Source organism: Rhodococcus sp. 008, from assembly GCF_001682295.1.
GTDB classification, from domain to species: domain Bacteria; phylum Actinomycetota; class Actinomycetes; order Mycobacteriales; family Mycobacteriaceae; genus Rhodococcus_F; species Rhodococcus_F qingshengii.
In genome coordinates, this window is sequence record NZ_CP012749.1 from 2,090,557 (window position 1) to 2,103,841 (window position 13,285).

The 13,285-nt window shown below is 63.0% G+C and carries 14 protein-coding genes; 4 read left to right on the forward strand and 10 right to left on the reverse strand.

Translation table 11 applies throughout. The features are described from left to right. Positions 1–108: 108 nt before the first annotated feature. The 5 genes from AOT96_RS09875 to AOT96_RS09895 all read right to left on the reverse strand — a co-directional run bounded on the left by AOT96_RS09875 (position 109) and on the right by AOT96_RS09895 (position 4,900). Positions 109–318, reverse strand: coding sequence for a hypothetical protein (locus AOT96_RS09875; protein WP_019746112.1), 210 nt, complete (start codon positions 316–318; stop codon positions 109–111). A gap of 19 nt (positions 319–337) precedes the next feature. Next, positions 338–1,174, reverse strand: coding sequence for a carbohydrate ABC transporter permease (locus tag AOT96_RS09880; RefSeq protein ID WP_003946046.1), 837 nt, complete (start codon positions 1,172–1,174; stop codon positions 338–340). After that, a complete protein-coding gene (locus AOT96_RS09885; protein ID WP_007735224.1) occupies positions 1,171–2,346 on the reverse strand; it encodes a carbohydrate ABC transporter permease in 1,176 nt (391 codons plus the stop codon). The genes AOT96_RS09880 and AOT96_RS09885 overlap by 4 nt, the downstream gene beginning before the upstream one ends. A 20-nt stretch (positions 2,347–2,366) precedes the next feature. After that, a complete protein-coding gene (locus AOT96_RS09890) occupies positions 2,367–3,656 on the reverse strand; it encodes an ABC transporter substrate-binding protein (RefSeq protein WP_007735225.1) in 1,290 nt (429 codons plus the stop codon). Between the two features lie 170 nt (positions 3,657–3,826). Then, complete coding sequence (locus AOT96_RS09895; RefSeq protein WP_003946073.1) at positions 3,827–4,900, reverse strand: ABC transporter ATP-binding protein; 1,074 nt, start codon at positions 4,898–4,900, stop codon at positions 3,827–3,829. 114 nt (positions 4,901–5,014) lie between these two features. On the opposite strand from AOT96_RS09895, the gene AOT96_RS09900 reads away from it, so the two are divergent. From AOT96_RS09900 to AOT96_RS09910, 3 genes are read left to right on the forward strand one after another with little or no spacing between them, the layout of a single operon-like run. Beyond that, positions 5,015–5,839, forward strand: coding sequence for a DUF2786 domain-containing protein (locus AOT96_RS09900; protein WP_065351655.1), 825 nt, complete (start codon positions 5,015–5,017; stop codon positions 5,837–5,839). 50 nt (positions 5,840–5,889) lie between these two features. After that, positions 5,890–6,333, forward strand: coding sequence for a TIGR04338 family metallohydrolase (locus tag AOT96_RS09905; RefSeq protein WP_231917454.1), 444 nt, complete (start codon positions 5,890–5,892; stop codon positions 6,331–6,333). Between the two features lie 58 nt (positions 6,334–6,391). Continuing rightward, positions 6,392–6,760: a helix-turn-helix domain-containing protein gene (locus tag AOT96_RS09910; protein WP_003946041.1), complete on the forward strand. Its 369-nt coding sequence runs from the start codon at positions 6,392–6,394 to the stop codon at positions 6,758–6,760. On the opposite strand, the gene AOT96_RS09915 is transcribed toward AOT96_RS09910, so the two are convergent. Continuing rightward, positions 6,761–7,348 carry an ATP-dependent Clp protease proteolytic subunit gene (locus tag AOT96_RS09915; protein WP_065351657.1) on the reverse strand — a complete coding sequence of 196 codons (588 nt, stop codon included), beginning with the start codon at positions 7,346–7,348 and terminating at the stop codon, positions 6,761–6,763. A 4-nt stretch (positions 7,349–7,352) separates the two neighbouring features. Further along, entirely contained in the window at positions 7,353–7,961 is a 609-nt protein-coding gene (locus AOT96_RS09920) for a ClpP family protease (RefSeq protein WP_007735229.1), read from the reverse strand. Positions 7,962–8,246: 285 nt separating this feature from the next. Between AOT96_RS09920 and AOT96_RS09925 the strand changes: the two genes are divergently transcribed. Then, a complete protein-coding gene (locus AOT96_RS09925) occupies positions 8,247–9,041 on the forward strand; it encodes an LLM class F420-dependent oxidoreductase (protein WP_030537640.1) in 795 nt (264 codons plus the stop codon). On the opposite strand, the gene AOT96_RS09930 is transcribed toward AOT96_RS09925, so the two are convergent. From AOT96_RS09930 to AOT96_RS09940, 3 genes are read right to left on the reverse strand one after another with little or no spacing between them, the layout of a single operon-like run. Next, positions 8,963–10,192, reverse strand: a complete 1,230-nt coding sequence (locus tag AOT96_RS09930) for a CaiB/BaiF CoA transferase family protein (protein WP_065351658.1) — start codon at positions 10,190–10,192, stop codon at positions 8,963–8,965. The genes AOT96_RS09925 and AOT96_RS09930 overlap by 79 nt on opposite strands. Next, entirely contained in the window at positions 10,189–11,904 is a 1,716-nt protein-coding gene (locus tag AOT96_RS09935) for an acyl-CoA dehydrogenase family protein (RefSeq protein WP_054828110.1), read from the reverse strand. The genes AOT96_RS09930 and AOT96_RS09935 overlap by 4 nt, the downstream gene beginning before the upstream one ends. Further along, positions 11,904–13,274, reverse strand: coding sequence for an MFS transporter (locus AOT96_RS09940; protein ID WP_064075479.1), 1,371 nt, complete (start codon positions 13,272–13,274; stop codon positions 11,904–11,906). Before AOT96_RS09940 ends, AOT96_RS09935 begins: the two co-directional genes overlap by 1 nt. Between the last annotated feature and the right edge of the window lie 11 nt (positions 13,275–13,285).

A 13,285-nucleotide genomic window follows, 5' to 3' on the forward strand; every position in this document is an offset into this window, starting at 1 on the left:
CACTCCCGGTCGTGGATCCGGACTTACCGGCACCATTCCACCAGGGTGATATCTCGATCAGATAACTCCCGGCAACTGCGATACCGAAATGTCACCCTACCGGGCTGGCTACTCGCGACGTTCTGCTCGGACCGCGTTCCGATATCCGCGGAACGCCAGCCCGAGAGCGACGACGCAACCGAGCAGCACCAAAGACGGCATCACGCCGGGGTCGCCCTTGACGATCGCGACCACAGCGCCGATCAACGCCATGAGGGCGAAGACCGAGATGAAGCCGGCAATCAGCTCCATACGCTGGGCACGCGAAGCCCGCCTCATCGAAACCGTGCGGCCCGCATCACGACTTGACGCCGCCTGCGGTCAGACCGGCGATGATGCGTCGCTGGAAGATGAGAACCATGATGACCAGCGGGACCATCACGAGGGTTCCGCCGGCCATGATCGAGGTGTACGGCGTGACGAATGGGTCCGTTCCGGAGAACTTGGCCATCGCCACCGTGACGGGCGCGGTCTTGTCACTCGAGAGTTGGAGCGAGAGCAGATACTCGTTGACCGTTGCGATGAAGGCCAGAATCGCGGTGGTGAACAGCGCCGGCGCGGCGAGCGGCAGCATGATCAGGCGGAAGGCCTGGCCACGGGTTGCGCCGTCGATACGCGCCGCCTCCTCGAGCTCCCACGGAAGTTCGGAGAAGAACGACGTCAGCGTGTAGACCGTCAGCGGCAGCACGAACGAGATGTTCGGGATGATCAACGCTTTGTAGCTGCCGATCCAGCCGATGTCGGTGAACAGCTGGAACAGCGGAGTCACGAGGGCGACGACCGGAAACATGGACGCGCCGAGGATGATTCCGGTGACGAAGTATTTGCCACGGAAATCGAAACGCGAGAGCGCGTACGCCGTGAACACGCCGATGACCAAGGCGATCAGCGTGGTCGCGCCAGCGATGATGAGGCTGTTCATCAGTGCACGGGTGAAGTTCACCTTGGCGTCGGGATCGAGCGCCGCGGTGAAGTTGGAGAGCGTGAGATTGGTGGGCCACAGCGACGTCGAGAACGTGTCCGCCGGGTCGCGCAGCGCCGTCACGATCATCCAGTAGCAGGGAGCGAGTCCCCACACGATGATCAGTACGACGCCGATGTAGGTGCCGATCTTGCCGCGTAGTGCCTTGTTCATACCGGCTCCCCCTTCCGCTGCTTTTCCTGCGTGCTGACCGCATTGGCTCCGAGGAATCGGACCAGGATGAAGGCCACAGCGAAGATGATGAGGAACGTGATGGTGGACAGTGCCGACGCCGAATTGGCGCCGACGCGCATCTGATCGACCACCAGAACCGAGATGGTCGAGGTGGCCGGGTTGGATCCCATCATGATCGCGGGCAGGTCGTACATCCGCAGAGCGTCCATCGTGCGGAAGAGCACCGCCACCATGAGTGCGGGCTTGACCAGCGGAAGCGTGATCATGCGGAACCGCTGCCACGCCGTCGCACCGTCGACCTTGGCGGCCTCGTAGACGTCGGCTGGAATCATCTGAAGACCCGCGAGGATCAGCAACGCCATGAACGGCGCGGTCTTCCAGACGTCGGCGACGACGATCGCGAATCGCGCCGGCCAGGGGTCCGCCGTCCACAGGATGTTGGTGCCGAGGATCTTGTTGGCAATGCCGTCGTTGGCGAAGATGAAGAACCAGAGCTTCGCGGTGACGGCGGTGGGGATGGCCCAGGGAATCAGCACGGAAGCGCGGAGCAAACCGCGTCCGCGGAACGTCTTGGCCATGATCAACGCCATCGACAGACCGATCACCGTCTCGAGCAGGACGGTGACGACGGTGAAGCCGAACGTATTTCCGATCGACTGCCAGAACTGCGATCCGAGTGTGCCGGGCGGGCAGGGAATCGAGCCGTTGGCGGTGTTGCAGGACTGGGTGATCCAGTTCTTGTAGTTGTCGAACCACGTGAACTGACCGGTGACGAACATGCCGGTCTCGGGATCGAGCTTCTTGCCGTCGCTGTGCATCGACATCCAGATCGCTCGTCCGAGCGGATACAGAATGATGACGGCGAGAACGATCAGCGACGGTGCGACGAACGCCCACACCGGAACTCGTCGACGCTTCTTCGGCTTGTCGGCCGACGCAGGCGGGGGCGAGGTCGGCGGGGGTGGAGTAGCTGCAAGGTCAGGCAGAACCTTGGTCAGGGATGTCCCTGCTGCCTCGGATGCCGACGGCTCTTCTAGCGGTTCCGGTGCACGGTGTCTCCCACCAACGCCCGAACGGTCGGGACCGGTTGAACCGGCCCCGACCGTGGGGTTGGTAGGCACAGCCGCGGAAGGATCCTGCGGTTCTGCCATTGCTTATTGCTCCTGGTAGATCAGTTACCGGCGGTTTCGATGCCGGCCTTGGTGTCCGCCAAAGCCTGCTCGACGGTCTTCTCGCCGCGAATAGCAGCGTAGGTGTTGTCGGAGATCGACTTCGACACCTGCGTGTAGTACGGCGTGACGGGGCGCGGCTGAGCGGTGGCGAGTGCTTCCTTCAGGGTCGCGAAGTACGGGAACTGAGCGAGCACTGCCGGATCGTCGTAGACAGCCGAGAGGACGGGTGCGCCGCCGACCTCGGTGAAGTACGTCTGCGACTTCTTGGTCTGCATGAACTCGAGGAAGTCACGAGCCGTGGCGGGTGCGTCCGAGTACGCGCTGATGCCGACGTTGTAGCCGCCGACGGTCGAAGCGCCCGGTCCGTCGACACCCGGAAGAACGGTGTAGCCGTACTTGCCGGCAACCGAGGTCTTCTCACCGTCGACCGAGAAGCCGGACCACGTGCGCATGAAGAGTGCCTTGCCGTCGCCGAACGCGGTCTGCGACTCGCCCTCGGAGTAGGTCAGCGCTTCCTGCGGGATCGTGTTGTCGGCGAAGTTGTCGACGATCGACTGAACGCCTGCCTTTGTCTTGTCGTCGATGGCCGGGGTGAGTCCGTCCGGGCCGACCCACGGTCCGTCGAAGGCGTTGGTGATCTCGGTGGTGTTGACCGTCAGGCCCTCGTAGTTCTTGAACTGACCGATGTAGCAGGAGATGCCGGCTTCGACAGCCTTCGGGCAGTTTTCCTTGAGCTCGGCCCACGTGGTGGGGGCCTTCTCGACGAGGTCCTTGCGGTAGTACAGGAACGCTGCGTTGGTGTTCTTCGGCGCTGCGTAGAGCTTGCCGTTGTAGGTGCCCGAAGCGACGGTCGACGGCAGGAGGCCGGACTCGTCGATCGCGAGGTCACCCTCGAGCGGCAGCAGCCAACCGTTTGCGGCGAACTGGGCGGTGTTGACGACGTCGACGCCGATGAGGTCGTACTCGTCGCTCTTGGCCTGCATGCGCTGGGTGATGTCGTCGACCTGCGCGTTGGCTTCCTTCGCCAGCGGCTTGAGCGTGACCTTCTCGTCCGGATGCTCGGCATTCCAGTCGGAGATGATGTTTTCGAGCGCCTCGTTCAGGGCATCCTGCCCCTCGACGATCGTGATGGGTCCGCGGCCTTCGCTCGAGGACGATCCCCCGGATGCGGCCGTGGTGCTGGTTCCGCTGTCCTTGTCCGAATCGGACGAACAGCCTGCCAGTACCAGCATGGACGCTGCCGTGGCTGCAATTGCAGCGCGGCGCATCGCCTTCGAGTTCAGAACCATGGATTCGCTCCCCGTATGTGTATGACAAATAGACGGTCACCGAGAGCCTGCTCACGGCATGCGCCATGAGTGCCGGCTCCCGGCATCGGCCCCTACTGTGGCACGAGACACCCCTACTTGTGGGTATTACGCCGAACCTGAATCGGTCATGTGTCGTTTGACAGGTCCACCTAACCCAGGCGACGCCCGTCGGTGGTGGCAAAAATGTGCACCTTCTCGGGGTCGACGCGCAGGTTGACGCGCTCGCCCTTCTGCGGCGGATTGCGCCAGTCACCACGCGAGACGATCTGCTGCAACCGTCCGCCGATCGTGGTCCGGCCGTAGACGTAGGCGTCCGAGCCCAGTTCCTCGACGACGTCGACCTCCATCGGCAGGCCTTCGGCTGCGATCTCGAGGTGCTCGGGGCGAATACCCAGAACAACCTCGGTTTCGACGACGCCGTTCATCGTCTCGCGCGGAACCGGAACGATCCCGTCACCGAATGCGACGCCGCCGTCGACGACGGGGAGGGTGAAGAGGTTCATCGCGGGTGAACCCATGAAGCCGGCGACGAAAACGTTCTTCGGCTTGTTGTACAGCTCGCGCGGCGAGGCGCACTGCTGCAGGATTCCCTTTTCGAGGACGGCGACGCGGTCACCCATCGTCATGGCCTCGACCTGGTCGTGGGTCACGTAAACCATCGTCGTCGCGAGGCGTCGTTGCAGCTGAGCGATCTGCGTACGTGTCTGCACACGGAGTTTTGCGTCGAGGTTCGAGAGCGGCTCGTCCATCAGGAAGACCTGCGGCTGGCGAACGATGGCGCGGCCCATCGCCACTCGCTGACGCTGGCCACCGGACAGCGCCTTGGGCTTGCGATCGAGGTACGGCTCGAGATCGAGCATCTTCGCGACCTCTTCGACGCGGGCGCGGATCTCCGTCTTGTTGGTTCCGGCGAGCTTGAGCGCAAAACCCATGTTCTCGGCCACCGACATGTGCGGGTACAGCGCGTAGTTCTGGAAGACCATCGCGATGTCGCGCTCTTTCGGCTCCTGACCGGTGACGTCGCGGTCGCCGATGAGGATGCGTCCACTGTGGACGTCTTCGAGCCCGGCGAGCATGCGCAGGGTGGTCGACTTTCCGCAGCCGGAGGGTCCGACGAGGACGAGGAACTCGCCGTCCTCGATCTCGAGGTCGAGCTTGTCCACTGCCGGAGTGTTCGATCCGGGGAACAGGCAGGTGGTGCTCTCGAAAGTCACTGAAGCCATGACGGGGTTGATCCCTTCTACCGGCAGGAACGTGCCGGACGATCCAAGTCGAGGGTGAGCGTGTGCGCTAGCAGCATAAACGTCCGTGTCGGCGCGCGAGCGTAGTCTTTCACGGTGAGTTCGGAGAAGATGCTGACCCGCATCGGTGCGCTGCTTCGCCAAGCGGAGTCCACCGACAATCCACACGAAGGTGAAGCCTTCATGGCTGCCGCTCAGCGGTTGGCCACCAGTTCCGCGATCGACCTGGCGGTCGCGCGTGCGCACACCGCGTCTTCGGAAAAGCGTGCGACGCCCACTCAACGGCTGATCACCATCGGCGAACCGGGCAAGCGCGGACTGCGAACGTACGCCCAGTTGTTCATCGCCATCGCCGCTGCCAACGACGTGCAATGCGACATCGCGCAGACGTCGGCCGTCATCTACGCCTACGGCTTCGCCGGCGACATCGACGTGTGCGAGGCCCTGTATTCGAGCCTGCTTTTTCAGATGGTGCGCGACTCCGATGCCTACGTGCGTTCCGGGGCGTACCGCGGCGAAACGTCCGTGCGGACCGTCGTCGAAACTCGTGGACGACGACGCGTCAGCACGCAGGTCCGCAAGCCGGTGGCCGGAGTGACGGCACGCCTGAACTTCCAGATGGCGTACGCGTCCCGCATCGGCTCTCGGTTGGCCGAGACGAAGCAGGAGACGGAGAAGACCGCGATCGCAGAATCTGCCACGTCGTCTTCCGAAACCGCACTCGTGCTGCGTAACAAGGAAATCGAGCTGAAGGACTACTACTCGTCCAACTCCAAAGCGCGTGGGACGTGGCGGGGCGGCGGCCGCGCAAGCGCCGGGCATTCCTCGCATGCTCGACGAGCGGGTGATCGGGCGGCGCGCTCCGCACGTCTGGGAAACCTTCCGGAGATCGGCGGGGTGCGCGGGCAGCTCGACTCGTGAGGGATACGCAGCGGAGCGCCGTTTACGAGGCAGAGACGTTGGTACGCACCATGTTCGATCGCGCCGACCAGCGCGGACTTCGGAGCGTCGAAGTCATGGGTTCCACCATCACCTTGCCGGTCGAGCGCAAATTCGGTTCCGTGGAGTCGGTCCAGGCGTACTGCGATCAGCTACTCGGGCTGAATTGGGTACGGGAGACCTGGACTCGCGCAACCATTCCGGTGTCCGTACGCTCCCGCGCCGGCAATGCCGCCGCTCACTACTCGAACGACGTCATCGCCGTCCCGGACGACCGTGACGGCCGGTGGGCGCTACGCGAATTCGTTGTCTTGCACGAACTTGCGCACCACCTCGGCGACCCCACTTCCGACGAGGCCTCCCACGGGCCCGAGTTCGTCGACCGCTATACGAGCCTGGTCGGCGAGATCATCGGACCCGAGGCGACCTTCGTTCTTCGAGCGATGTTTCTTGCCGGTGGTGTTCGAACGGACTAGATGTCAGCCCTCGGTGAACCGGGTGGTGTGCGAACCGGTCGGCTGGAATACTCGGCCTATGGATGCGCCGCGCAGACTGGTCCTGGTCAAGGGTGAGTCGGAACTCCCCGATCCGGCTGTCGCCGTGCGCAAACCCCCGCTGATTCGTGAAGCCTACGGACGAGTGCTGCGGGAGGTCAGACGCGATCAGGACCGAACTCTCGACGACGTAGCCGCAAAGGTCGGGATGTCGAAGCAGTACCTCTCAGAGATCGAACGGGGCAAGAAGGAACCGTCGTCGGAAATTCTGCGCGCCATCTGCGAAGCGCTCGGGATGCCGCTCGAGCACCTGCTGTTCCGAGCGGGCAACAGGATCGTTGCGCTCAACTCCCTCACTTTCGGACATTCTCCCGCACCGATCTCCGGTCCCGTCCTGATGGCGGCCTGATCAGTTCCCTTCGATGAGGGTGTCAGCCAATCCGTAGGAGATAGCGTCGTCGGCAGTGAAGATTCTGTCGCGATCGGTGTCCTTACGGAGCCGCTCGACGCTCTGACCGGTGTGCATACTCAGAATCGCCTCGGTCTGCTCCCGGATTCTCAGGATCTCGGCTGCTTGAAGCGCGAGGTCCGAGATGGTGCCGCTACCTTGCGTCGACGGTTGATGCAGCAGCACCCGCGAATGGGCAAGAACATGCCGATGGCCCGGAGTGCCTGCGGCCAGAAGCACTGCAGCAGCCGAAGCCGCTTGACCCATGCAGTACGTCGAAATCGTCGGCTTCAAGAACTGCATGGTGTCGTAGATCGCGAGCATCGCCGTGGTGGAACCGCCGGGAGAGTTGATGTACAAACCGATTTCGCGATCCGGGTTGTCGGCTTGCAGATGCAGCATCTGAGCCATCACGACGTTGGCGACGCCGTCGTCGATCTCTGTGCCGAGAAAGACGATGCGTTCGTTGAGCAGCCTGCTGAAGATGTCGAAAGATCGCTCACCCGTTGGTGTTCGCTCGATGACGCTGGGAATCGTGTACTGGGACATGACGTCACAATCCGATCTTGGGGAAGGTGGCTTGCGGTGCTATCTCGGCGAAGGACGTCACGACGCGGTCGACGATTCCGTACTCGCGCGCCTGCTCGGCGGTGAACCAGCGATCCCGATCGCTGTCGGTCTCGATCTCTTCGACGGTCCGGCCCGTTTCGGCGGCGAGGATTTCCTGCGATTGACGCTTCATCAGCTCGAGACTCTCGGCCTGGATCGCAATGTCCACCGCAGTGCCACCGATACCTGCCGAAGGTTGGTGCATCATGATGCGGCTGTGCGCCAGGCTGATTCGCTTGCCGTGGGTGCCGGAGCAGAGAAGCACCTGGCCCATGCTGGCGGCGAAGCCCATCGCGACCGTCACGACGTCGTTGGGGATGAGCTTCATCGTGTCGTAGATGGCCAGACCGGCAAACACCGATCCGCCAGGTGAATTGATGTAGAGCACGACGTCGCGCTTGGGGTCGGTGGTGGCGAGGAGCACCAGTTCCGAACACACACGTTCGGCCATGGCGTCGTTGACCTCGCCGGTGAGCAGAATCGTTCGCTGTCGGAAGAGCCTGTCTGTCAACAGGTCACGGTAGCCGGTATCGGTGGGCGCTTCAGTAGTCATGAATCCATTCCTACCGGCGCGGCAGTGCCGCGGCCCCGCCTGTCTGCTGTGGGCAGACCACCCCTGCTTTTACCCGCCCCCCCTGTTGCCTGCCCCCCCCTTTGCCTGCCCCCCTGTTTGAGCGAACGGCACGTTCAGTCGATCTAAGGCTCCGAAAGTACCGTTCGCTCGAAAAGGGGTGGGCACAAGATCGGGCAAACCCGTCACCTACGGCGGCGGTAGCGGTACCGCGCACACCCGGCCATGATGGGAGAAGACAACCATTCCTCTCGTCAGGAGCGTGGCATGACTCGTCCGGTACGCATCGGTGTTCAACTCCAACCCCAGCACGCACCCGATTACGGGTTGATACGCGACGCCGTCTTGCGGTCCGAGGACGCCGGGGTGGACATCGTCTTCAACTGGGACCACTTCTACCCGTTGACCGGCGATCCCGACGGCGCCCACTTCGAATGCTGGACCATGCTCGGCGCCTGGGCCGAGCAAACCGAACGCGTCGAGATCGGCGCCCTGGTCACCGGTGGTGGCTACCGCAATCCGGATCTACTCGCCGACATGGCGCGAACCGTCGACCACATCAGCGGTGGGCGCCTGATCCTCGGTATCGGTGCCGGCTGGTTCGAGAAGGACTACGACCAGTTCGGATACGACTTCGGCACTCCCGGTTCACGGCTGAAACTGCTTGGCGAATACCTCCCCCGCATCACGGGCCGCCTGGCGAAGGGCAACCCGCCGCCGACGCGCAACATCCCGGTCCTCATCGGCGGTGGCGGCGAGAAGAAGACCCTGCGCTTGGTCGCCGAGTACGCCGACGTCTGGCACAGCTTCGGCGACCGTGAGACACACCTGCGCAAGTCAGACATCCTCTCCGACCACTGCGCCGACGTGGGCCGGAACCCGCTGGAAGTAGAGCACTCGGTTCCGTGGCCTGGGCTCGAAAATGCAGCCGACCTGGTCGCCGACGGTGTCTCACTCTTCACCGTCGGCGTCAGCGGACCGGACTACGACCTCACGACGCTTGCCGAGGCCATCGGTTGGCGCGACGACAACACGCCGCCTGCGTTGAGCGGGCTGGCCTGAGCGGTACCAAGGACTTCGTCGTTGTCGGCGCCGAGAACGGGCGGCGCCGACGTCAGACGTGGCCTCTGGCCGGAGAAGTTGACCGGAAAGGCCACTTGCTTCAACGGTCCGAGCGTCGGATGGTCGACGGTTCCGACCATGCCGAGCGCGGCGGTGTGGGGATCGGAGTAGATCTCGTCGAGATGCCGGATCGGTGAGACCGGTACGGCGCGTTCGGCGAGAAGAGCGCACCAGTGTTCGACGGTCTCCGATGCGAAGGCGCTGGTGAGTTCTCGTTCCAGACTCTCGCGGTTCTCCACCCTGTCGCGGTTGTGGGCAAAACGCGGATCGGTGACCAGTTCACTCCTTCCAATGGCCTCGCACAGCGACGCCCACATCGCGTCGTTGCCGACAGCGACGACGAAGTACCCGTCGCTGGCAGGAAATGCTTGATACGGAGCAAGATTCGGATGACCGGAGCCCAACGCAGTCGGGCGCTCACCGGTGGCGAAGTAACTGGTCGCCCAGTTCACGTGCATCGCGAGTTGGCACTCGTACAGCGACGTGGTCACGTACTGTCCGCGTCCGGTCCGGCCTCGTTCGACCAACGCGGCCAGGACACCGACCAGTCCGAAAAGCGCTGCGCCCAAGTCTCCCAACGCAAACCCGGATTTCATCGGAGCACCACCCTGTTCACCGGTGAGCGACATGAGCCCACCCGCGGCCTGCGCGATCATGTCGTACCCCGGTTCGTCGCGCAGCGGTCCTTCCTCACCGAAGGCAGAGATGTGCAGGGTGATCAGATGCGGATATCGCTCGGACAGTGCCTGGTAGTCGAAGATCTTCTGTAATCCGCTGCCCGGCTTGAAGTTCTCCACGACTACATCGGTCTCTTCGAGCATGCGGTGGATGATCTCCTGTCCTTCGGTGGACTTGAGGTCGATCGTGACCGACTTCTTACCGCGGTTGATCGCGAGGTAGTAGGCGGCATCTACCCCGACGAAGGGAGGCCCCCACGAACGCGTGGGGTCGCCGCCTTCAGGGTGTTCGATCTTGGTGACGTCGGCACCGAGATCGGCAAGCGACATGGTTGCGTACGGCCCGGCAAGGATCTTCGACAGATCCAGAACACGGACGCCGGCGAGGGGTGTGGGACCTGTTGGAGAATTCACTGGTGAACCCCTGCTACGGAGAGGAACTCGGCTATGACGTCACGTGCATCATCCAGCTCGACGTCACCGCCGTCGGTGATCACGTCGAGATCGCCGAGCGCGGCCGACGGCACCTTCCCGGCAAGACCGGCCAGGTAGGAATTCGCCACCAGCAGTGACCGGTACCCATTACCGTGTCGGATGCCGTGGTCCGCAAGATCGAAAAGCAGCGTCGCCATGACGGCACGAGCCAACTCGTCGGCATACTTTGCGCTGGCGGCCTGGGCGGCATCGTCAGATCCGGAGATCAGACGATCTCCTTCCTCTACCAGTTCCTCCCAGCGCCGCAACAGAACTCCGGCACCGGCCTCGCAGTCCGGTCCGACGGTGGACAGGATGTCCGTCATCGCTCCCGCGACGGTGCGGTGCGAGCCGAACTTGCGCAGGCACCGAAGTACGTCCAGCGCAATGACATTGCTCGACCCTTCCCAGATCGAGCCCAAGTGGGCATCCCGCACTAGTCGCGCGTTGGCCCATTCCTCGATGTAGCCGTTTCCTCCGCGCACCTCCATGGCCTCGCCGGTGACCACCCGCGCGCGTTTGCAGACAAAGTGTTTGGCGATCGGTGTCAGTACCCTGATCAGTGCGCGCGCCTGTTCGTCGCCGCCGTCTGCTGCCTGAAGACACTGTGCGCTGTACGCGACCAGGGCCAGCGAAGCCTCGGCATCGAGTGCAAGGGGAAGAAGTGTCGCCCGCATCAGCGGCTGGTCGAAGAGCCTCTTACCGAACACGACTCGGCTCTTCGAATGTTCGACGGCTTCACGGACTGCTCGGCGCATGAGAGCGCTCGAACGCATCGCATTGGAGAGGCGAGACGTGTTGACCATCTCCGCCATCTGGCGGAACCCTCGATCGAGTTCACCGACCTGGAGTGCGTGCGCGCGGTTCAGCGTCACCTCGCCGCTCGGCATTGAACGCGTACCCAGCTTGTCCTTGAGACGATCGATCGTGAGGTTGTTGCGCTCGCCGGATCCCAAGGTCTTGGGCACCATGAACATTCCGACTCCACGCGTCGAACCATCCTGTCCGCCCGGGAATCTTGCGAGGGTGATGATCACATCGGCATCCGGGTTGGAGGCGAACCACTTCTTGCCCGTCAGAACCCATCCGTCACCGTCGCGCTCGGCGCGTGTTTCGGTGCAGGCGATGTCGGTGCCTGCCTGAATCTCGGTCATGAACATCGCACCCGTCTTCGCCTGCTCGGGGTCCGTCGACGTCAACGCGTCGATCCAGGGCGAGAACACGGCCGGATCACCGAACATACGCAGGGTCCGCGCAGCAGCATCTGTCATCGACACCGGGCAGGCCAGCCCGAACTCTGCCTGCACGAAGATGTACGACGCGAGGTACTTCGCGAGTGGCGGATGCACGGAGTCCCATCCGTGCAACCCTTTTCGGTGCGACATGGCGGACAGGCCGTACTCGTTGTACGCCGCCCGGCACAGTTCCAGGTAGGCCGGGTGATAGGAAATCCGGTCGACGCGGTCACCGGCCTTGTCGAATTGCTGCAGCACCGGCGGGTTCTTGTCTGCGATGTCGGCAAGCTCGGACAAACGGCCGGCGGCATCTCGGCCCAGTCGGTCGAGCAATCCGTTCAACGTCTCTCGGTCCGCCCCGGCGGTCCATCTGTCCACTACCGCTGTCAGAGCGGGGTCGGTGTGTGCAAAGTTCATCAGTGGTCAACGCCTTTCAGGGTGGAAGCATCGGTCATGTTCGAGGAGCTCGTCGACTCCAGCCCTTGCCCGTGCAGCGCACTCCTGCGCAACAATGCAGTCATACAGACAAGGGAGAGAACGACATACACGAGCCCTAGAGCTACGACCGGCCAGATCGAGTTGGTTCGCGTCAGCAGATACTGGCTGACCATCGGGGCCGTTCCGGCAAAAATGGCGGTCGACAATTGGTACGACAGAGAGATGCCGGTATACCGAACATTGGTGGGGAAAACCTGCGCCAGGATGCCGGCCAACGCGGCGTAATACATTGCGTGAGGCGCCGTCGCGAGGACCATACCCAGAATCGCCAAGGGCACGGAGCCCGTCTGAACCAGCACGAACATCAGTGGTAGGAGCACGATCTCCGGAAGCAGCATCCAACGGACCGCTTTCGACGGATCGATCCGCGTGGCCAGCACAGCGCCGAAAGGCTGTACGAGCGCCTGGGCTACCAGTGCCACGGTGATCACGAGGAGGAAGTCACTACGCTCGAAGCCGAGATCCGTTGTCGCCCAGGAGAGCGCAAAGGTTGTCTTGACGTACGTGATGGCAACACCGGCAACCACAGCGCCGACGCCGAGGGCAAGTTCGACGGGATGCGACCGCAACACTTCGACCAGCGGCATCCGTGTACGCTCCTGTGCCGCAACAGCCTTCTTCATCTCGGGTGTCTCGGAGATGTGCAGACGGATGTAGAGAGCGACGATCACCAAAGCTGCGGATCCGAGGAACGGCAGACGCCAACCCCACGACTCGAACACGGAATCCGACATCAACGTCAGGCCGAGGAAGGCCAGCGTCGCGAGCAGGTTGCCGACCGGTGAACCCTGCTGCGCAAACGCACCGTAGAGCACCTTTTTCTTCGGGGGAGCGAACTCGGTGGCGATCAATACGGCGCCACCCCATTCGCCGCCCATGGCAATGCCCTGGAGAACACGCAGTGCCACAAGCAGTATCGGTGCCCAGATCCCGATCTGGGAGTACGTAGGGAGGAGGCCGACACCGACGGTTCCCAACCCCATGAGCGCGAGGGTGATGATCACGGCGTTCTTGCGACCGAACTTGTCTCCGAAATGACCGAACACCACTCCGCCGACCGGACGCGCCACGAATCCCACGGCAAAAGTCGCGAAGGCTGCGAGTGTTCCCACCGCCGGCGACGCATCCGGGAAGAACAGCGGGCCGAGCACCAAGGCGGATGCGGTTCCGTAGATGTAGAAGTCGAACCACTCGATAGTCGTTCCGACAAACGCCGTGATTCCGGCCTTGCGTGCCTGTTTGGTGTTGTATTCAGGCGGATTGGTGTCTTGACCTGGGTGTTGATCCACGGTTCTCCCTG

Bases quoted from the DNA above. Each gene is read 5' to 3' on its own strand.
- AOT96_RS09875 (WP_019746112.1), bottom strand. From the start codon at position 318: ATGAGGCGGGCTTCGCGTGCCCAGCGTATGGAGCTGATTGCCGGCTTC.
- AOT96_RS09880 (WP_003946046.1), bottom strand. From the start codon at position 1,174: ATGAACAAGGCACTACGCGGCAAGATCGGCACCTACATCGGCGTCGTA.
- AOT96_RS09885 (WP_007735224.1), bottom strand. From the start codon at position 2,346: ATGGCAGAACCGCAGGATCCTTCCGCGGCTGTGCCTACCAACCCCACG.
- AOT96_RS09890 (WP_007735225.1), bottom strand. From the start codon at position 3,656: ATGGTTCTGAACTCGAAGGCGATGCGCCGCGCTGCAATTGCAGCCACG.
- AOT96_RS09895 (WP_003946073.1), bottom strand. From the start codon at position 4,900: ATGGCTTCAGTGACTTTCGAGAGCACCACCTGCCTGTTCCCCGGATCG.
- AOT96_RS09905 (WP_231917454.1), top strand. From the start codon at position 5,890: ATGTTCGATCGCGCCGACCAGCGCGGACTTCGGAGCGTCGAAGTCATG.
- AOT96_RS09910 (WP_003946041.1), top strand. From the start codon at position 6,392: ATGGATGCGCCGCGCAGACTGGTCCTGGTCAAGGGTGAGTCGGAACTC.
- AOT96_RS09915 (WP_065351657.1), bottom strand. From the start codon at position 7,348: ATGTCCCAGTACACGATTCCCAGCGTCATCGAGCGAACACCAACGGGT.
- AOT96_RS09920 (WP_007735229.1), bottom strand. From the start codon at position 7,961: ATGACTACTGAAGCGCCCACCGATACCGGCTACCGTGACCTGTTGACA.
- AOT96_RS09925 (WP_030537640.1), top strand. From the start codon at position 8,247: ATGACTCGTCCGGTACGCATCGGTGTTCAACTCCAACCCCAGCACGCA.
- AOT96_RS09935 (WP_054828110.1), bottom strand. From the start codon at position 11,904: ATGAACTTTGCACACACCGACCCCGCTCTGACAGCGGTAGTGGACAGA.